Annotated in this window: 14 protein-coding genes; 8 read left to right on the top strand and 6 right to left on the bottom strand. The window is 66.2% G+C overall.

Features of this window, described 5'->3' with window-relative positions; translation table 11 throughout:
- Window positions 1-45 precede the first annotated feature (45 nt).
- The 3 genes from tatC to lnt are packed head-to-tail and all read left to right on the top strand — an operon-like array spanning window position 46 to window position 4809.
- On the top strand, window positions 46-804 hold the full coding sequence (gene tatC, locus GLO27_RS06720) for a twin-arginine translocase subunit TatC (protein WP_029259222.1): 759 nt from the start codon (window positions 46-48) through the stop codon (window positions 802-804).
- Window positions 801-3275: a DEAD/DEAH box helicase gene (locus GLO27_RS06715; RefSeq protein ID WP_167254124.1), complete on the top strand. Its 2475-nt coding sequence runs from the start codon at window positions 801-803 to the stop codon at window positions 3273-3275. Before tatC ends, GLO27_RS06715 begins: the two co-directional genes overlap by 4 nt.
- A gap of 10 nt (window positions 3276-3285) precedes the next feature.
- Complete coding sequence (gene lnt, locus GLO27_RS06710; RefSeq protein WP_243844750.1) at window positions 3286-4809, top strand: apolipoprotein N-acyltransferase; 1524 nt, start codon at window positions 3286-3288, stop codon at window positions 4807-4809.
- On the opposite strand, the gene GLO27_RS06705 is transcribed toward lnt, so the two are convergent.
- The 4 genes from GLO27_RS06705 to GLO27_RS06690 all read right to left on the bottom strand — a co-directional run bounded on the left by GLO27_RS06705 (window position 4806) and on the right by GLO27_RS06690 (window position 7498).
- On the bottom strand, window positions 4806-5189 hold the full coding sequence (locus tag GLO27_RS06705) for an RNA polymerase-binding protein RbpA (protein WP_021200565.1): 384 nt from the start codon (window positions 5187-5189) through the stop codon (window positions 4806-4808). The genes lnt and GLO27_RS06705 overlap by 4 nt on opposite strands.
- A 124-nt stretch (window positions 5190-5313) precedes the next feature.
- Window positions 5314-6090, bottom strand: coding sequence for a glycerophosphodiester phosphodiesterase family protein (locus tag GLO27_RS06700; protein WP_167254120.1), 777 nt, complete (start codon window positions 6088-6090; stop codon window positions 5314-5316).
- Window positions 6087-7016 carry an SPFH domain-containing protein gene (locus GLO27_RS06695; RefSeq protein ID WP_029265385.1) on the bottom strand — a complete coding sequence of 310 codons (930 nt, stop codon included), beginning with the start codon at window positions 7014-7016 and terminating at the stop codon, window positions 6087-6089. The genes GLO27_RS06700 and GLO27_RS06695 overlap by 4 nt, the downstream gene beginning before the upstream one ends.
- A gap of 8 nt (window positions 7017-7024) precedes the next feature.
- Complete coding sequence (locus GLO27_RS06690) at window positions 7025-7498, bottom strand: NfeD family protein (protein WP_021200568.1); 474 nt, start codon at window positions 7496-7498, stop codon at window positions 7025-7027.
- 122 nt (window positions 7499-7620) lie between these two features.
- Between GLO27_RS06690 and GLO27_RS06685 the strand changes: the two genes are divergently transcribed.
- Window positions 7621-8385 carry an SDR family oxidoreductase gene (locus GLO27_RS06685; protein WP_167254118.1) on the top strand — a complete coding sequence of 255 codons (765 nt, stop codon included), beginning with the start codon at window positions 7621-7623 and terminating at the stop codon, window positions 8383-8385.
- Window positions 8386-8455: 70 nt separating this feature from the next.
- On the opposite strand, the gene GLO27_RS06680 is transcribed toward GLO27_RS06685, so the two are convergent.
- On the bottom strand, window positions 8456-9052 hold the full coding sequence (locus GLO27_RS06680; RefSeq protein ID WP_021200570.1) for a DUF308 domain-containing protein: 597 nt from the start codon (window positions 9050-9052) through the stop codon (window positions 8456-8458).
- Window positions 9053-9234: 182 nt separating this feature from the next.
- Between GLO27_RS06680 and GLO27_RS06675 the strand changes: the two genes are divergently transcribed.
- The 3 genes from GLO27_RS06675 to GLO27_RS06665 are packed head-to-tail and all read left to right on the top strand — an operon-like array spanning window position 9235 to window position 12437.
- Complete coding sequence (locus tag GLO27_RS06675) at window positions 9235-9633, top strand: helix-turn-helix transcriptional regulator (RefSeq protein WP_231924918.1); 399 nt, start codon at window positions 9235-9237, stop codon at window positions 9631-9633.
- Window positions 9634-9638: 5 nt separating this feature from the next.
- A complete protein-coding gene (locus GLO27_RS06670; protein ID WP_029259226.1) occupies window positions 9639-10049 on the top strand; it encodes a VOC family protein in 411 nt (136 codons plus the stop codon).
- 30 nt (window positions 10050-10079) lie between these two features.
- Window positions 10080-12437, top strand: coding sequence for an excinuclease ABC subunit UvrA (locus GLO27_RS06665; RefSeq protein ID WP_167254116.1), 2358 nt, complete (start codon window positions 10080-10082; stop codon window positions 12435-12437).
- A gap of 39 nt (window positions 12438-12476) precedes the next feature.
- Here the strand turns inward: GLO27_RS06665 and GLO27_RS06660 are convergent, their stop codons facing one another.
- Complete coding sequence (locus tag GLO27_RS06660) at window positions 12477-13346, bottom strand: class I SAM-dependent methyltransferase (RefSeq protein ID WP_021200574.1); 870 nt, start codon at window positions 13344-13346, stop codon at window positions 12477-12479.
- 221 nt (window positions 13347-13567) lie between these two features.
- Between GLO27_RS06660 and GLO27_RS06655 the strand changes: the two genes are divergently transcribed.
- Window positions 13568-13969, top strand: coding sequence for an HIT domain-containing protein (locus tag GLO27_RS06655; protein ID WP_021200575.1), 402 nt, complete (start codon window positions 13568-13570; stop codon window positions 13967-13969).
- The last annotated feature ends 43 nt before the right edge of the window (window positions 13970-14012 follow it).

The raw sequence follows: 14012 nt of genomic DNA, 5'->3' as shown, positions 1-14012 counted from the left end.
GCCATCGAACCGACCGTGATGCCGAAGGCGGATCGGGATCGACGGATGTCGCTGGGCGCGCATCTCGTCGAACTGCGCAAGCGCCTGATGTTCGCTGCGCTTGCGCTGCTGGTCGGCATGGTCGTCGCGTTCCTCATCGCCGACCCGATCATCAACTTCATCACCGAGCCGGTACGGATCATCGCCGAGAAGCGCGGAGACGACTTCAGCGCACTCAATTTCGGCACGGTCACGGCCGCGTTCGACATGCGCATGCGCATCGCCTTCTCCATCGGCATCTTCCTGTCGGCTCCGGTATGGCTGTGGCAGATCTGGGCGTTCATCATGCCCGGTCTCACCCGCAAGGAGGTCAGGTACACGATCGGTTTCGTCGTGGCCGCCGTTCCGCTGTTCTTCGCCGGCTGCTACCTCGGCGTGATGATCATGCCCCACATCATCGAACTGATGTGGAGCTTCACGCCCGCCGGGGCGACGAACCTCTACTCCGCCCAGGAGTACTACGACTTCATCTTCAAACTGATGATCGTGATCGGCATCTCGTTCGTATTGCCCGTGTTCCTGGTGGCACTCAACCTCGCAGGCGTCATGTCCGGACGGGCGATCCTCAAGGGATGGCGTGTCGCGATCATCATCGCCACGGTGTTCGCCGCGCTCGCGACGCCGGCGGCTGACGTCGTCAGCATGCTGATGCTCGCGGGCATCCTGATCGTCCTCTTCTTCGCCGCCGCAGGTCTCTCACTGATCTTCGACCGACGAAAGCGCAAACGCGACGAGGCATCAGGGCTTCTGCCGGATCCGGCATGAGTTCGCCTTCCGAGAGGTACGCCCGCGCGCAGGAAGCAGTGGAGCACCCGCAGTCGACGGCGTTCGCCGCACTGCAGAAGTTCCAGCTCGACCCCTTCCAGGTCGCCGGCTGTCACGCGCTCGAGAGCGGCCGGAGCGTGTTGGTCGCGGCGCCGACGGGCGCCGGGAAGACGATCGTCGGCGAATTCGCTATCCACCTCGCGATGCAGACCCCGAGTGACAAGGCGTTCTACACGACGCCGATGAAGGCCCTCTCGAACCAGAAGTTCCGAGAACTGGTCGACGTCTATGGTGCCGACGACGTGGGACTCCTTACGGGCGACACGAACATCAACGGCAACGCACGGATCGTCGTGATGACGACCGAGGTCCTTCGCAACATGATCTACGCCGATTCCTCGGCCCTCCGCGACCTCCGCTACGTCATCATGGACGAAGTCCACTACCTCGCCGATCGGTTCCGGGGCGCGGTGTGGGAGGAGGTCATCATCCACCTCCCCGCCCGTGTCCGCCTCGTGTCGTTGAGTGCCACGGTGTCGAACGCGGAGGAGTTCGGCGACTGGCTCGACACCGTGCGCGGCGACACCGAGGTGATCGTCTCCGAGGTCCGTCCCGTGCCGCTCGAGCAGCACGTGCTCGTACGCGACGACCTCCTGCCGCTGTTCGACGACCGCGCTGGTCTCGCCACGGCGCAGGTGAACCAGGAGTTGATGCGGATCCGCTCGTCGACGGGCACGACCTACGAGAACAACCGCCAGGCGCAGTCCTATCGCAGCGACCGTCATGCCGGCCGTCAGGCGAAGCGGCCTCCGCGGGGAGGGCGTCGTCCGGTGCGTGCCGCCAATGCCCGCCGGATCGAGCGGATGGACCGCCCCGACGTCGTGCGGCTTCTGGAGCGGGCGAATCTGCTGCCGGCGATCTTCTTCATCTTCAGCCGCGTGGGGTGTGATGCCGCGGTGCAACAGGTGCGCCGCTCGGGGATCCGGCTCACCTCGAATGAGGAACGTGCCGAGATCCGGGCCATCGTCGAAGAGCGCACGCGTACGCTCCAGGAGGAGGACCTCGGCGTCCTCGGCTACTGGGAATGGCTCGACAATCTGGAGCGCGGCGTGGCGTCGCATCACGCGGGGCTGCTGCCTGCTTTCAAAGAGGTCGTCGAAGAGCTCTATCAGCGCAAGCTGGTCAAGGTCGTCTTCGCCACCGAGACGCTCGCGCTCGGGATCAACATGCCGGCACGCACCGTTGTGCTCGAGAAGATGGAGAAGTTCAACGGCGAGGCCCGGGTGGCCATCACCTCGGGGGAGTACACCCAGCTCACCGGGCGCGCAGGACGCCGAGGGATCGATGTCGAGGGTCACGCCGTCGTGCAGTGGACCGAGGGCATGGATCCACAGGCGGTCGCTGCACTCGCCTCCCGCCGCACCTACCCGTTGAACTCCAGCTTCCGGCCGACGTACAACATGGCCGTCAACCTGATCGACCTGTTCGGCAAGCCCAGGGCCCGTGAGATCCTGGAATCGTCGTTCGCCCAGTTCCAGGCCGACCGTGCCGTCGTCGGGCTGGCGCGGCAGGTGCGTGAGGCCGAGGAATCGCTGGCCGGCTATCAGAGCGCAATGGCGTGCGAACACGGCGACTTCCCCGAGTACGCGGCGATCCGACGCGAGCTGAGCGACCTCGAGAAGAAGAACCGTCAGGACTCGAACGCCCCGCGCGCGTCGCGCGACAAGCGCATGAAGCGCATCCAGACCCTGCGGACGCAGATGCAGCGTCACCCGTGCCATCGCTGTCCCGACCGCGAAGCGCACGCACGCTGGGCGGAGCGCTACTGGAAGTTGAAGCGTCAGACGGATCGCATCCGTCGCCAGATCGAGACACGCACCGGGACCGTCGCGCGGGTCTTCGACCGCGTCGTCGAGGTCCTGGAGACGCTCGATTATCTACGTGATGAGGACGGGGAGACCACGCTGACCGAGGCCGGACGGACCATGCGTCGCATCTACGGCGAACGTGACCTGCTCGTCGCGGAGTCCTTGCGTCAAGGCCTCTGGGCCGGCCTCGATGCTCCGTCCCTTGCAGCCATGGCGTGCTGTCTGGTGTACGAACCCCGCCGCGACGAGGCGAACACGGGGGAGAGGGGTCTACCGCGAGGGCCCTTCCGCGCGGCGTATGAGAAGACGACCACGCTCTGGGCCGAGCTCGACGACCTCGAGCAGGACCATCACCTCCCCGGAAGCGAGCCCCTGGCCGCAGGCCTGGCCGGCGCGATGCACTCCTGGGCGCGGGGCGGGATGCTCGACCGAGTGCTGGTCGATGCGGATATGGCGGCCGGGGACTTCGTGCGCTGGGCCAAGCAGACGATCGACCTGCTCGACCAGCTGTCGATCGTGGCCGAGGATGCGGCTCTCGCGCGTACGGCTCGTGCCGCGCTCGACGGGGTGCGTCGCGGCATCGTCGCCTACTCGTCGATGTGAGATGGACGGAATGACCGAGAAACCAGCGCCGCAGCGCGCCCTCCTGCCACTTTGGGCCGCTGTGCTCGCTGCCGCACTCGCCGCCCTGGTGATGGACCTGGCCTATCCTGAGGCCGCGATCTGGATTCTCGCCTTCCCCGCGACCGCGCTTCTGCTCGTCGCGCTGATCGGGCGCCGGTTCGGTGGGGCTCTGCTCGTCGGTCTCGTCTACGGCATCCTGTTCTTCGCGCTTCTCGTCTCCTGGACGTCGCGATACCTGGGACCTGTTCCCTGGGCCGCCCTCAGCGTGGTGGAAGGCGTACTGACCGCCGTCGCCCTGGTTCCGATCGCCCTCGCGTACCGTTGGATGCCGAAGGCCTTCCCCGGGACCGCAGGACGTCTCCTGGGGCTTCCCACGGTCATCGCCGCCCTTTGGGTCGCTCGGGAGCTGTTCATCGGCTCCTGGCCCTACGGGGGCTTCCCTTGGGCACGGATCGGCATGAGTCAGGCGGAGAGCCCTCTGGCATCCGTCACATCATGGGTCGGCGTCAGCGGTCTCAGTTTCCTGATGGTGCTCGTCGTCGCGATGCTGATCGAAGTCTTCCGACTGCGTGCATGGCGTGGTCCGCTCCTTCTGATCGCGCCCGCCGCCGTCCTCGCGGTGCTGCTGTTCACCCCGCTCTTCCCGACGTCCCCGAGCGGTTCCCTGCGCATCGCGGCGGTGCAGGGGAACGGTCCCACCGGGTACTTCGATGACCGCGAAGCGTTCGCCGTCATCCAGGCGCAGACCGAAGCCACGGCGCCTCTCTACGGCGAGGACGTCGATCTCCTCGTCTGGCCCGAAGGCTCACTGGACGGCGACCCCTTCCAGATCGACGCCCTCGCTCGACGGATGACGCTCGTCGCCAATCGGATCGATGCCCCGTTGCTGGCGAATGCGGCCACCGGGCGCGACGACCGCTTCTTCAACACCTCCATGCTCTGGAACGCCGATGGCACCGCGACGCAGCTGCACGACAAGCGTCACCCTGTCCCTTTCGGGGAGTACGTGCCCGACCGTGCCTTCTTCAACGCGCTCGCGCCCGATCTCATCGGGCTCATCCAGAGGGAGTACACGCCGGGGTCGAACCCCCCGATTATGGATGTCGGCGATGTGCGCGTCGGTCTCGCCATCTGTTTCGACGTGATCTACGACGACGTGATCTGGCAGGGACTGAACTCCGGTGCCGAGGTGCTGGTGTTCCAGACCAACAACGCCGACTTCCGCGGTACGGACGAGAACCTCCAGCAGCTCGCCTTCGCGCGGATGCGGGCGATCGAGACGGGCCGCAGCGTGGTGAACGTCTCCACGGTCGGCACCAGCCAGGTCATCCGCGCGGACGGCTCGACGGTCACCAGCCTGGACGCAGATGAGGCCGGAGCGATGCTCGAAGATGTCGAGCTACGGTCCGGCCTCACGGCGGGTGTCGTACTGGGCCCCTGGGTGCAGGCGATTCTGCTGTGGGGCGGTCTCGGCGCGCTCCTCGTCGGGTGGTGGCGCGCCAGGAGGCGCTAGGCGCCGATCTTCTCGCGGGTCGGGTCTTCGCCGGCACCGCGCCGGGCGCGGATGAAGGCGAGGCGCTCTTCGAGGAGCTCTTCGAGCTCGGCGCGGGTACGGCGCTCCAGGAGCATGTCCCAATGGGTGCGGGCGGCCTTCTCATCGCTGGCCTCGAGCGTGACGGCCTGACCGTCGACGTTCAAGCGCGCCTCGGCGCCGCACGCGCGGCACTCCCAGGTCTGGGGCGGCTCTGCATCCGCCGCGAACATCAGGTTCGTGACGTGGCCGCAAGTGTCACAGGTGTAGGTGGTCTCACGGCGCTCCATGAAAACGACGCCCTCTTCGCTCTGTAGGCTCTGGGCGCCGAGTCGGATGCCGCGCAGGCTGCGATCTGCCATTGTGTGGTCCTCTCGTCGCTGTCAGGTATAACGCTCCAGCCTGTGCGCTTCATCCACGCGCCCGCCTTCTCGGCGGAACTCACAGGTTAATCCCAGCGCCGGAGGTTATGGGGCGAGTCGGGAGTCAGCGGGGAGAGAGCGTCTTGAGAGCGAGATCCGCGCGATCGGAGACGATGCCGTCAGCCCCGAGGCCGACGAGTCGCCGCATGTCCTCGGGGTCGTTGACGGTCCACACATGGACCTCGACGCCGTGCCGGTGCGCCGCACCCAGGAGCGCGGGGGTCAGGACCTTCAGCGCGCCGTAGCGCTCGGGAATCTGCAACACGTCGATCTCGCGGAGCAGGCGGGCGGGGGAGAGGTGGAGTGCCGAGGCTCCCCGCAGGGAGGCGATCGTCCGGCTCCCTCCCGACGTCGCGGGACGGAGAGCGGCGCCGGCTCGCAGCACCGAGGCGAGGGCGGCACGGCGGTTCGCGTCGGAGAAGCTGGTCAGGAGGACGCGGTGGGTGTGATCGACCAGGATCGGGCCGAGGGGCTCGACGGCTGCGGCCGTCTTCACATCGATGTTGAAACGCACGTCCGGGAACGAAGCCAGCGCCTCCGACACCGTCAGGAGTCCGCCGTGGTCGGAGAAGAGCGTCCGCAGTTCGCGTGTGCGCACATCCTGGACCCTTCGGCTGTCGCCGCTCAGGCGGGTCAGAGTCGTGTCGTGGAACAGCACCACATCGCCGTCCGCGGTGACCTGGCAGTCGGTCTCGATATAGTCGACGCCCGCCGCGTGCGCGGCGGCGAAAGCCGCGGCAGAGTTCTCCCAGACGCCGGAGTCCTCGCCTGCCGCGGTGATCAGACCGCGGTGGGCGAGGACTCGGGGATGCCGCGTCTTCGAGAAGTACGGGTGCGTCACGCGCCCGGAAGCGTGTTCGTCGGGCCCTGGCCCGCCTTCGGGGTGAACGCACTGCCGATGCCCTTGAGCGCCTCGGTGAGTTCGCTCGGGATGATCCACAGCTTGTTGGACTGCCCCTCGCTGATCTTCGGCAGCATCTGCAGGTACTGGTAGGCGAGCAGCTTGTCATCCGGCTCGCCCTGGTGGATGGCGCTGAAGACGTTCTGAATCGCCTCGGCCTCACCCTGTGCGCGGAGCACAGCCGCCTGCTTGTCACCCTCTGCCCGGAGGATCTCGGCCTGACGGGCACCCTCGGCCTCGAGGATCGCCGACTGCTTGGTTCCCTCGGCCGTGAGGATCGCGGCGCGTCGGTCACGCTCGGCGCGCATCTGCTTCTCCATCGAGTCCTGGATCGAGATGGGCGGGTCGATCGCCTTCAGCTCGACGCGGCCGACGCGGATTCCCCATTTGCCGGTGGCCTCGTCGAGCACGACGCGCAGCTGCCCATTGATGTTGTCGCGGCTCGTGAGTGCCTCTTCGAGGTTGAGGCCACCGACGACGTTGCGAAGAGTGGTGGTGGTCAGCTGTTCGACCGCACCGAGGTAGTTCGCGATCTCGTAGGTGGCTGCGCGCGCGTCGGTGACCTGGAAGTAGACGACCGTGTCGATCGACACGACGAGGTTGTCCTCGGTGATGACCGGCTGCGGCGGGAAGGAGACGACCTGCTCGCGCATGTCGATCAGGGGGCGCAGGCGATCGATGAACGGGACGAGGACGTTCAGACCGGGGGTCAACGTCTTGTGATAGCGCCCGAGGCGCTCGACGACCCCGGCCGTCGCCTGGGGGATGATGCGGATCGCACGGGCGACGGTGACCACCACGAAGATGATCACCGCGATCACGAGGATCCACAGGATCGCTGTGGGGATGAACGATGCGTCGTTCACGGGTTCTCCTAGTCGTTGACGGGACGGACGATGGCGGTCGCACCGTTGATCGCGGTCACGGCGATCGGAGCGCCCTGCGGGATCGGCACGGGCGTGGCGGTGCGAGCGGTCCAGGTGTCGCCGTTGGCGAGCTTGACCTGGCCGGAGATCTGAGTGATGTCATGCAGCGCGATACCGCGCAGGTCGACGAGGGCGTCGACGTTCGACTTGGTCGGATCTTCTCCGCGGCGCAGTCGCTTGAGGAGCGGGGGACGCAGGAAGAGGATGAACAGCGCGGCGGCGGCCGCGGCGATGATGACCTGCAGCCAGACCGGAACACCAATCAGATCCGTGACCAGCCCCACGACGCTGCCGAAGCTCAGCATCAGGAAGGTGAAGTCCAGCGACAGCATCTCGATGACGAGGAAGACGGCGATCAGGACCAGCCAGCCGATCCACGCCCATTGGTCGATGAACGTGACGAATGTCGTGAAGTTGTCCATGCGGCCTCCTTTGTGGTCAACGTATCACGCGGGCACCGACGGATCAGGGTGCCACAGCGCGCGCTTGATAGTGTGAGAGGGCCGTGCGATCACGGCTTTTTCACGCATCATGAGGAGTCACCGTGACCGACGTTCTTCCCGCAGGATCCCTTGACGGCAAGGTCGCTCTTGTCACCGGTTCATCGCGGGGCATCGGCGCCGACACCGTGCGCTACCTCGCCGAGGCAGGCGCCGACGTCGTCATCAACTTCCGCAACAAGGCACCCCGTGCAGAGAAGCTCGCCGCCCAGCTCCGCGAGCTCGGCCGTCGCGCTCTCGTCGTCGGCGCGGACCTGACCGACCAGGCATCCGTCGCCGAGATGTTCGAGGCGATCCGCGCCGAATACGGGCGGCTCGACGTCCTCGTGCTCAACGCCTCCGGCGGCATGGAATCCGGCATGGCCGAGGACTACGCCCTCGCGCTGAACCGTGACGCGCAGCTCAACGTCCTGAACGCGGCGACGCCCCTGCTCGGAGACGGCGCGCGCGTCGTGTTCGTCACCAGCCACCAGGCGCACTTCATCCGGACCACGCCGACCATGCCGGAGTACGAACCGGTGGCACTCTCGAAGCGGGCGGGGGAAGACGCGCTCCGCGAGCTCATCCCCGGACTGGCCGAGAAGGGGATCGGCTTCACCGTCGTCTCGGGCGACATGATCGAAGGAACGATCACGGCGACTCTGCTCGAGCGCGCGAACCCGGGCGCCATCGCCGAGCGCCGGGAATCGGCCGGCAGGCTCTACAACGTCTCGGAGTTCGCAGCCGAGGTCGCCAAGGCCGTCATCGACCCGGTACCGGCGGACAACACGCGCCTCGTCGGTGATGTGAGCGCCTTCGCCGCCGAGTAGCCAGGGCGCACAGATCGGCCCCGTCCTGCACGCTGCGGGACGGGGCCGATCTGTTTTCAGACCGACAGGATCAGCTCGTCGCTCCACCCTGCACGGCGGAGACGTATTCCTTCTCGTCTCGACCGAGCGTGATGGCGCGCACGATCTGGATGATTCCGAGCACGACCAGCGAGATGCCCAGCAGCAGCCAGAACGCGAAGCCGGCGATGAGCGGCGAGAACAACACGATGATTCCCGCGACGATGCTCAGGATCGCGTAGAGGACGGTCCAGACGCGCGAGCCGTCGCTGCCCAGCAGTGTGAGCGCGACGATCCCATCGACGATCCAGCTGACGCCGATGAAGATCACGACCACGAAGGCGAGCGTGGCGGCGGCGGCATTCAGGTTGAAGTACGCGATGACACCGGCAGCGATGTAGAGCAGGCCGAGGACGATGTGACCGACGCGCGCCCACCCGCCCTTCGCGCTCGAGAAGATGCCGAGTCCGACGTAGACGAGACCGGCGATGATGAGGTAGGTGGCGAAGATCGCCGTCACGATGACCGCGGACTTCACCGGCCAGACGAGGAGGACGATTCCGGCGAGCAGCGCCAGCACACCGGCGACGGCCAGCGTGACGCGGATCGACTTGAACAACGACTTGGCCTCCGTGAGTGGTTCAGACATGGTGGGGACCCCTTTCTGAGAAGATCCTGTGAGGATGCGCCCTCAGGATAGCGCTCCGCCGGGCCGGAGCGGGGGAGAAGCCGTCTTCCGCGTTTCGTTCCGTCATGCCGCGACTTCCGGGGACATGGCAAGATCAAGTCGTGACCGACGTCGACGAAGTTCGCCTCCGCGAACTCACCGTGATGAGGAGAGTCCGAGACCGCATCGACCGGGAGTACGCACGACCACTCGATGTCGAGGCGCTCGCCCGCGGTGTGCATATGTCGGCGGGGCACCTGAGCCGGCAGTTCAGAGAGGCCTACGGCGAGTCTCCCTACTCGTATCTGATGACCCGACGTATCGAGCGGGCGATGGCACTCCTGCGACGCGGAGACCTGACGGTGACGGAGGTGTGCTTCGAAGTGGGCTGCTCCTCGCTCGGCACATTCAGCACGAGATTCTCCGAGCTGGTCGGTGTCGCACCCAGCGTGTACCGTGAACGCGCTGCCAGCGTCGAGGGAATCCCCTCGTTCCAGGCCAAGCACGTGACCAGACCGATCAGGAATCGAGAAGCGCCGCGCACCGATGCGCACCTAACGTGAACACCATGAACATCAGCATCCACTACGCATTCCTCCCGCACACCGATGCCGAAGCGGCCCTCGCGTTCTATCGCGACGCCCTCGGCTTCGAGGTGCGCAACGATGTCGGGTACGACGGCCTGCGGTGGCTCACCGTCGGGCCCGAGGGTCAGCCGCAGACATCGATCGTGCTGCACCCGCCGGCAACCGATCCGGGCATCACGGACGCCGAGCGTCAGACGATCCTCGAGCTGATCGCCAAGGGCAGCTACGCGGCCCTCACGCTGGCCAGCGACGACGTCGACGCCCTCTTCGAGCGTCTCGTCGAACGTGGAGCCGATGTCGTGCAGGAGCCCATCGATCAGCCCTACGGTGTGCGCGACTGCGCGTTCCGCGATCCTGCAGGCAACCTGCTGCGTATCAACCAGGCCGCCTGACCTTCTCCACCGATCCCACGAAAGACGCCGATGACCACGGACGAGCACCCCGCAGACACCCACGACCTGATCCGCGTACAGGGTGCGCGCGAGAACAATCTCAAGGACGTCAGCGTCGATATCCCGAAGCGCCGTCTGACCGTGTTCACCGGCGTGTCTGGTTCGGGGAAGAGCTCGCTCGTCTTCGACACGATCGCGGCGGAGTCGCGGCGCATGATCGACGAGACCTACAGCGCCTTCGTCCAGGGGTTCATGCCGTCGGTGCCCCGTCCAGATGTCGACATCCTCGAGGGTCTGACCACGGCGATCATCGTCGACCAGGAGCGTCTGGGAGCGAACCCCCGATCGACCGTCGGCACCGTCACCGACGCCAACGCGATGCTCCGCATCCTGTTCAGCAAGCTGGGGCAGCCCTATATCGGCGGACCGACCGCCTTCTCGTTCAACATCCCGACGCAGAAGGCCAGCGGTGTCATGACAGGCCCGGGTGGAGAGAAGAAGATCGTGAAGGATGCGATCTACCTCGGCGGCATGTGTCCGCGATGCGAGGGCAGGGGAGCGGTGTCCGACCTCGATCTCGCCCAGATCGTCGACGAGTCGAAGCCTCTCGACGACGGTGCCATCATGGTGCCCGGCTACACGGCCGACGGATGGATGGTGAAGGGGTTCTCCCAGTCGGGCTTCTATCCCGCGGATAAGCCGATCTCCCAGTTCACCGACAAGCAGCGACACCTCTTCCTCTACGGCGAGGTCACGAAGGTGAAGATCTCCGGGATCAACATGACGTACGAGGGTCTCATCCCGAAGATCACGAAGTCGATGCTCTCGAAGGACCTCGACGCGCTGCAGCCGCACATCCGGGCCTTCGTGGAGCGCGTGGCCACGTTCGCCGTCTGCCCGGAGTGCGATGGGACGCGGCTCACCGAGGGGGCGCGGTCATCGAAGATCGAGGGTGTGAGCATCGCCGATGCGTGCCGCATGCAGGTGACAGACCTGGCCGATTGGGTCCGGGGACTCGATCTCCCTGGAGCCGGTCCGCTGCTGCAGGCGCTCAGCGCCAATCTCGACGCCTTCGTGACGCTCGGCCTCGGATACCTCAGTCTGGAGCGTCCGTCGGGCACGTTGTCCGGGGGAGAGGCGCAGCGCATCAAGATGCTGCGGCACCTCGGCTCATCCCTCACCGACATCACCTACGTGTTCGACGAGCCGACGATCGGTCTGCACCCGCACGACATCCAGCGCATGAACGGCCTGCTGCTGAAGCTGCGGGACAAAGGCAACACCGTGCTGGTCGTCGAGCACAAACCCGAGACCATCGCGATCGGCGACCACGTCGTCGACCTGGGGCCTGGTGCGGGCAGCGCCGGTGGTGAGATCTGCTTCGAGGGCACGGTCGAGGGGCTGAAGGCCAGTGGTACCAAGACCGGTGACCACCTCGAGGATCGGGCCCAGCTCAAGGAGGCAGTGCGCTCCGGAACCGGATCGATCGAAGTGCGCGGGGCCACGGCGAACAACCTCCAGGACGTCGATGTCGACATCCCGACGGGGGTCCTCACCGTCGTGACGGGCGTGGCGGGCTCGGGCAAGAGCTCGCTCATCCACGGGTCGGTGTCCAAGCGCGACGGAGTCGTGGCGATCGACCAGGCCGCGATCAAGGGCTCCCGGCGAAGCAACCCGGCGACGTACACGGGACTCCTCGAGCCGATCCGCAAGGCTTTCGCGAAGGCGAACGGCGTGAAGCCGGCTCTGTTCAGCGCGAACTCCGAAGGCGCCTGCCCCTCGTGCAAGGGCGCGGGTGTGATCATCACGGAGCTCGGCTTCATGGACACGATCGAGACTCCCTGCGAGGACTGCGGAGGCAAGCGCTTCCAGGCCGGGGTACTGGAGTACAAGCTCGCAGGCAAGGACATCACCGAGGTGCTCGATCTGCCGGTCTCCGAGGCCCGGGTGTTCTTCAGCGACGGGGAGGCCAAGCTGCCCGCCGCCACGGCGATCCTCGGGCGGATGGAAGACGTGGGACTCGGCTACCTGTCACTCGGGCAGCCGCTGTCGACGCTGTCCGGTGGCGAACGCCAACGCATCAAGCTCGCGATCCAGATGGGGGAGAAGGGCGACGTCTATGTGCTGGACGAGCCCACGACCGGCCTTCACCTCGCCGATGTGGACAAGATCCTGGGACTGCTGGATCGACTCGTGGATGCCGGCAAGACCGTGATCGTGATCGAGCACCATCAGGCAGTCATGGCGCACGCGGACTGGATCATCGACATCGGGCCGGGAGCCGGACACGACGGTGGCAGGATCGTCTTCGAGGGGACGCCGAGGGATTTGGTATCCCAAAAATCGACACTCACGGGGGAGCACCTCGCGCAGTACGTCGGAGCGTGAGAATGGTCGGAGCGCGTGCCCGCGCCCGCACTCCGACCATCACGCGTCTCCGGCGGCTCCGCCTTCGTCGACGCGCGCGATGATCGTGTACGTGCAGGGGATCAGATCCCGCTCGGCTTCGGGCCAGGCGTAGCCGCCGGACACCTCGACCATGCGATCGCTGAATCGCCACGGCAGCGTACGACCTTCATCGAAGTGGACGAGCCTGAGCCCTGCACGCAGCAGCGCACCGAGGATCTCGGACAACGGGTGCGGCCACTCGTAAGTGCGGGCGTGGTCGATACGACCGTCGCCGGCATATGTGCTGTCGTCGTCCCATTGCTGCGCGCGACCGGTCGCGAAGTAGGAATAGCGCGTGGTCAAGGTGTCCGCGTCCTCATCCAGCGCGTACAGGGCGGGATGACCGTCGCGGATGAAGAACATCCCGCCCGGACGCAGCAGCTGCACGATCTGCGCCGCCCACCGATCCAGGTCGTCGAGCCAGCTGATCGTCCCGATACTCGTGTACACGACATCGAAGTCACCGGTGACTGCAGCCCGTGCATCGAGCACATCGGTCTGCACCCACGTCGCATCGATACCCAGACGCGCGGCGAGGTCGGTCGCCGCACGGAGCGCAGACGGCGAGAAATCGACGCCGGTCACCGTCGCACCGGCGCGAGCCAGGGAGACCGTGTCGGTGCCGATGTGGCATTGCAGGTGACAGAGATCGAGGCCGGACAGACCGTCCGCAGGAAGGAACGAGGTCATCGTCGCGAGGTCGTCGCGAACGACGTCGCTGAGATGCGCGGGATCGTCGAACGCAGCGAGCCCATAGGCTTCCGTGTGCACCGGGACGCGATCCTCCCAGTTCTCCTGATTCGCGCGTCGCGCAGATTCCCAGTCGATGTCGACGTTGCTTCCGTTCACGAGGCGAGCCTATCGATCACCGCTCTCGGATCGTGAAAGATAGCCGATAATGCACATTATGTCAGCTGAGAAGATCGTCAGCGCCACCGGTGACAGATGCAGCTCCCGGTACCAGCACTCCCCCGTGCGATGATCGGTGCGTGCATCCAGCCACCCACGAGCCGCCCGGATATGCGTGTCCGTTCTGCAAATTCCAACAGGGTCTGTACGACCAACTCAGCATGCCGTCCGACGTGGTCGCCGTCACCGACCGTGCATTCGCTCGGATCGCGCCGAAGTGGTGGCCGGGGAACTCCGGAGCGGTCCTCGTCATCCCGCGGACGCACGTGGAGAACATCTACGACCTGTCACCGGAGGACGGCTTCGCGGTGTGGGATCTGACGCAGAGGGTGGCGATCGGCATCCGGTCATCCTACGGATGCGAGGGAACCTCCATCCGGCAGCACAATGAGCCCGCAGGAGACCAGGACGTCTGGCACCTGCATGTGCATGTGTTCCCCCGCTTTCCGGACGATCGGCTGTACCAACGACACGGAGACGCGGAGTGGGTGGATCCCGGCCGTCGCGAGACATTCGCGTCGAGACTCAGGGCCGTGCTGGGAATGCCGTTCGCGCTCGATTGATCGCCGGACTCGACCCGCCTGGCGGGCGCTGCAAGGATGGTTC

The organism is Microbacterium sp. Be9 (assembly GCF_011754135.1).
GTDB classification, from domain to species: domain Bacteria; phylum Actinomycetota; class Actinomycetes; order Actinomycetales; family Microbacteriaceae; genus Microbacterium; species Microbacterium maritypicum_A.
This window is presented reverse-complemented; position numbering and strand designations above follow the sequence as displayed.

Excerpts from the sequence above, each read along its gene's own strand:
- GLO27_RS06675 (WP_231924918.1), top strand. The coding sequence starts at position 9,235 with ATGAGGAGAGTCCGAGACCGCATCGACCGGGAGTACGCACGACCACTC.
- GLO27_RS06670 (WP_029259226.1), top strand. The coding sequence starts at position 9,639 with ATGAACATCAGCATCCACTACGCATTCCTCCCGCACACCGATGCCGAA.
- GLO27_RS06705 (WP_021200565.1), bottom strand. The coding sequence starts at position 5,189 with ATGGCAGATCGCAGCCTGCGCGGCATCCGACTCGGCGCCCAGAGCCTA.
- GLO27_RS06690 (WP_021200568.1), bottom strand. The coding sequence starts at position 7,498 with ATGGACAACTTCACGACATTCGTCACGTTCATCGACCAATGGGCGTGG.
- GLO27_RS06655 (WP_021200575.1), top strand. The coding sequence starts at position 13,568 with ATGCCGTCCGACGTGGTCGCCGTCACCGACCGTGCATTCGCTCGGATC.
- GLO27_RS06680 (WP_021200570.1), bottom strand. The coding sequence starts at position 9,052 with ATGTCTGAACCACTCACGGAGGCCAAGTCGTTGTTCAAGTCGATCCGC.
- GLO27_RS06665 (WP_167254116.1), top strand. The coding sequence starts at position 10,080 with ATGACCACGGACGAGCACCCCGCAGACACCCACGACCTGATCCGCGTA.
- tatC (WP_029259222.1), top strand. The coding sequence starts at position 46 with ATGTCGCTGGGCGCGCATCTCGTCGAACTGCGCAAGCGCCTGATGTTC.
- GLO27_RS06715 (WP_167254124.1), top strand. The coding sequence starts at position 801 with ATGAGTTCGCCTTCCGAGAGGTACGCCCGCGCGCAGGAAGCAGTGGAG.
- lnt (WP_243844750.1), top strand. The coding sequence starts at position 3,286 with ATGACCGAGAAACCAGCGCCGCAGCGCGCCCTCCTGCCACTTTGGGCC.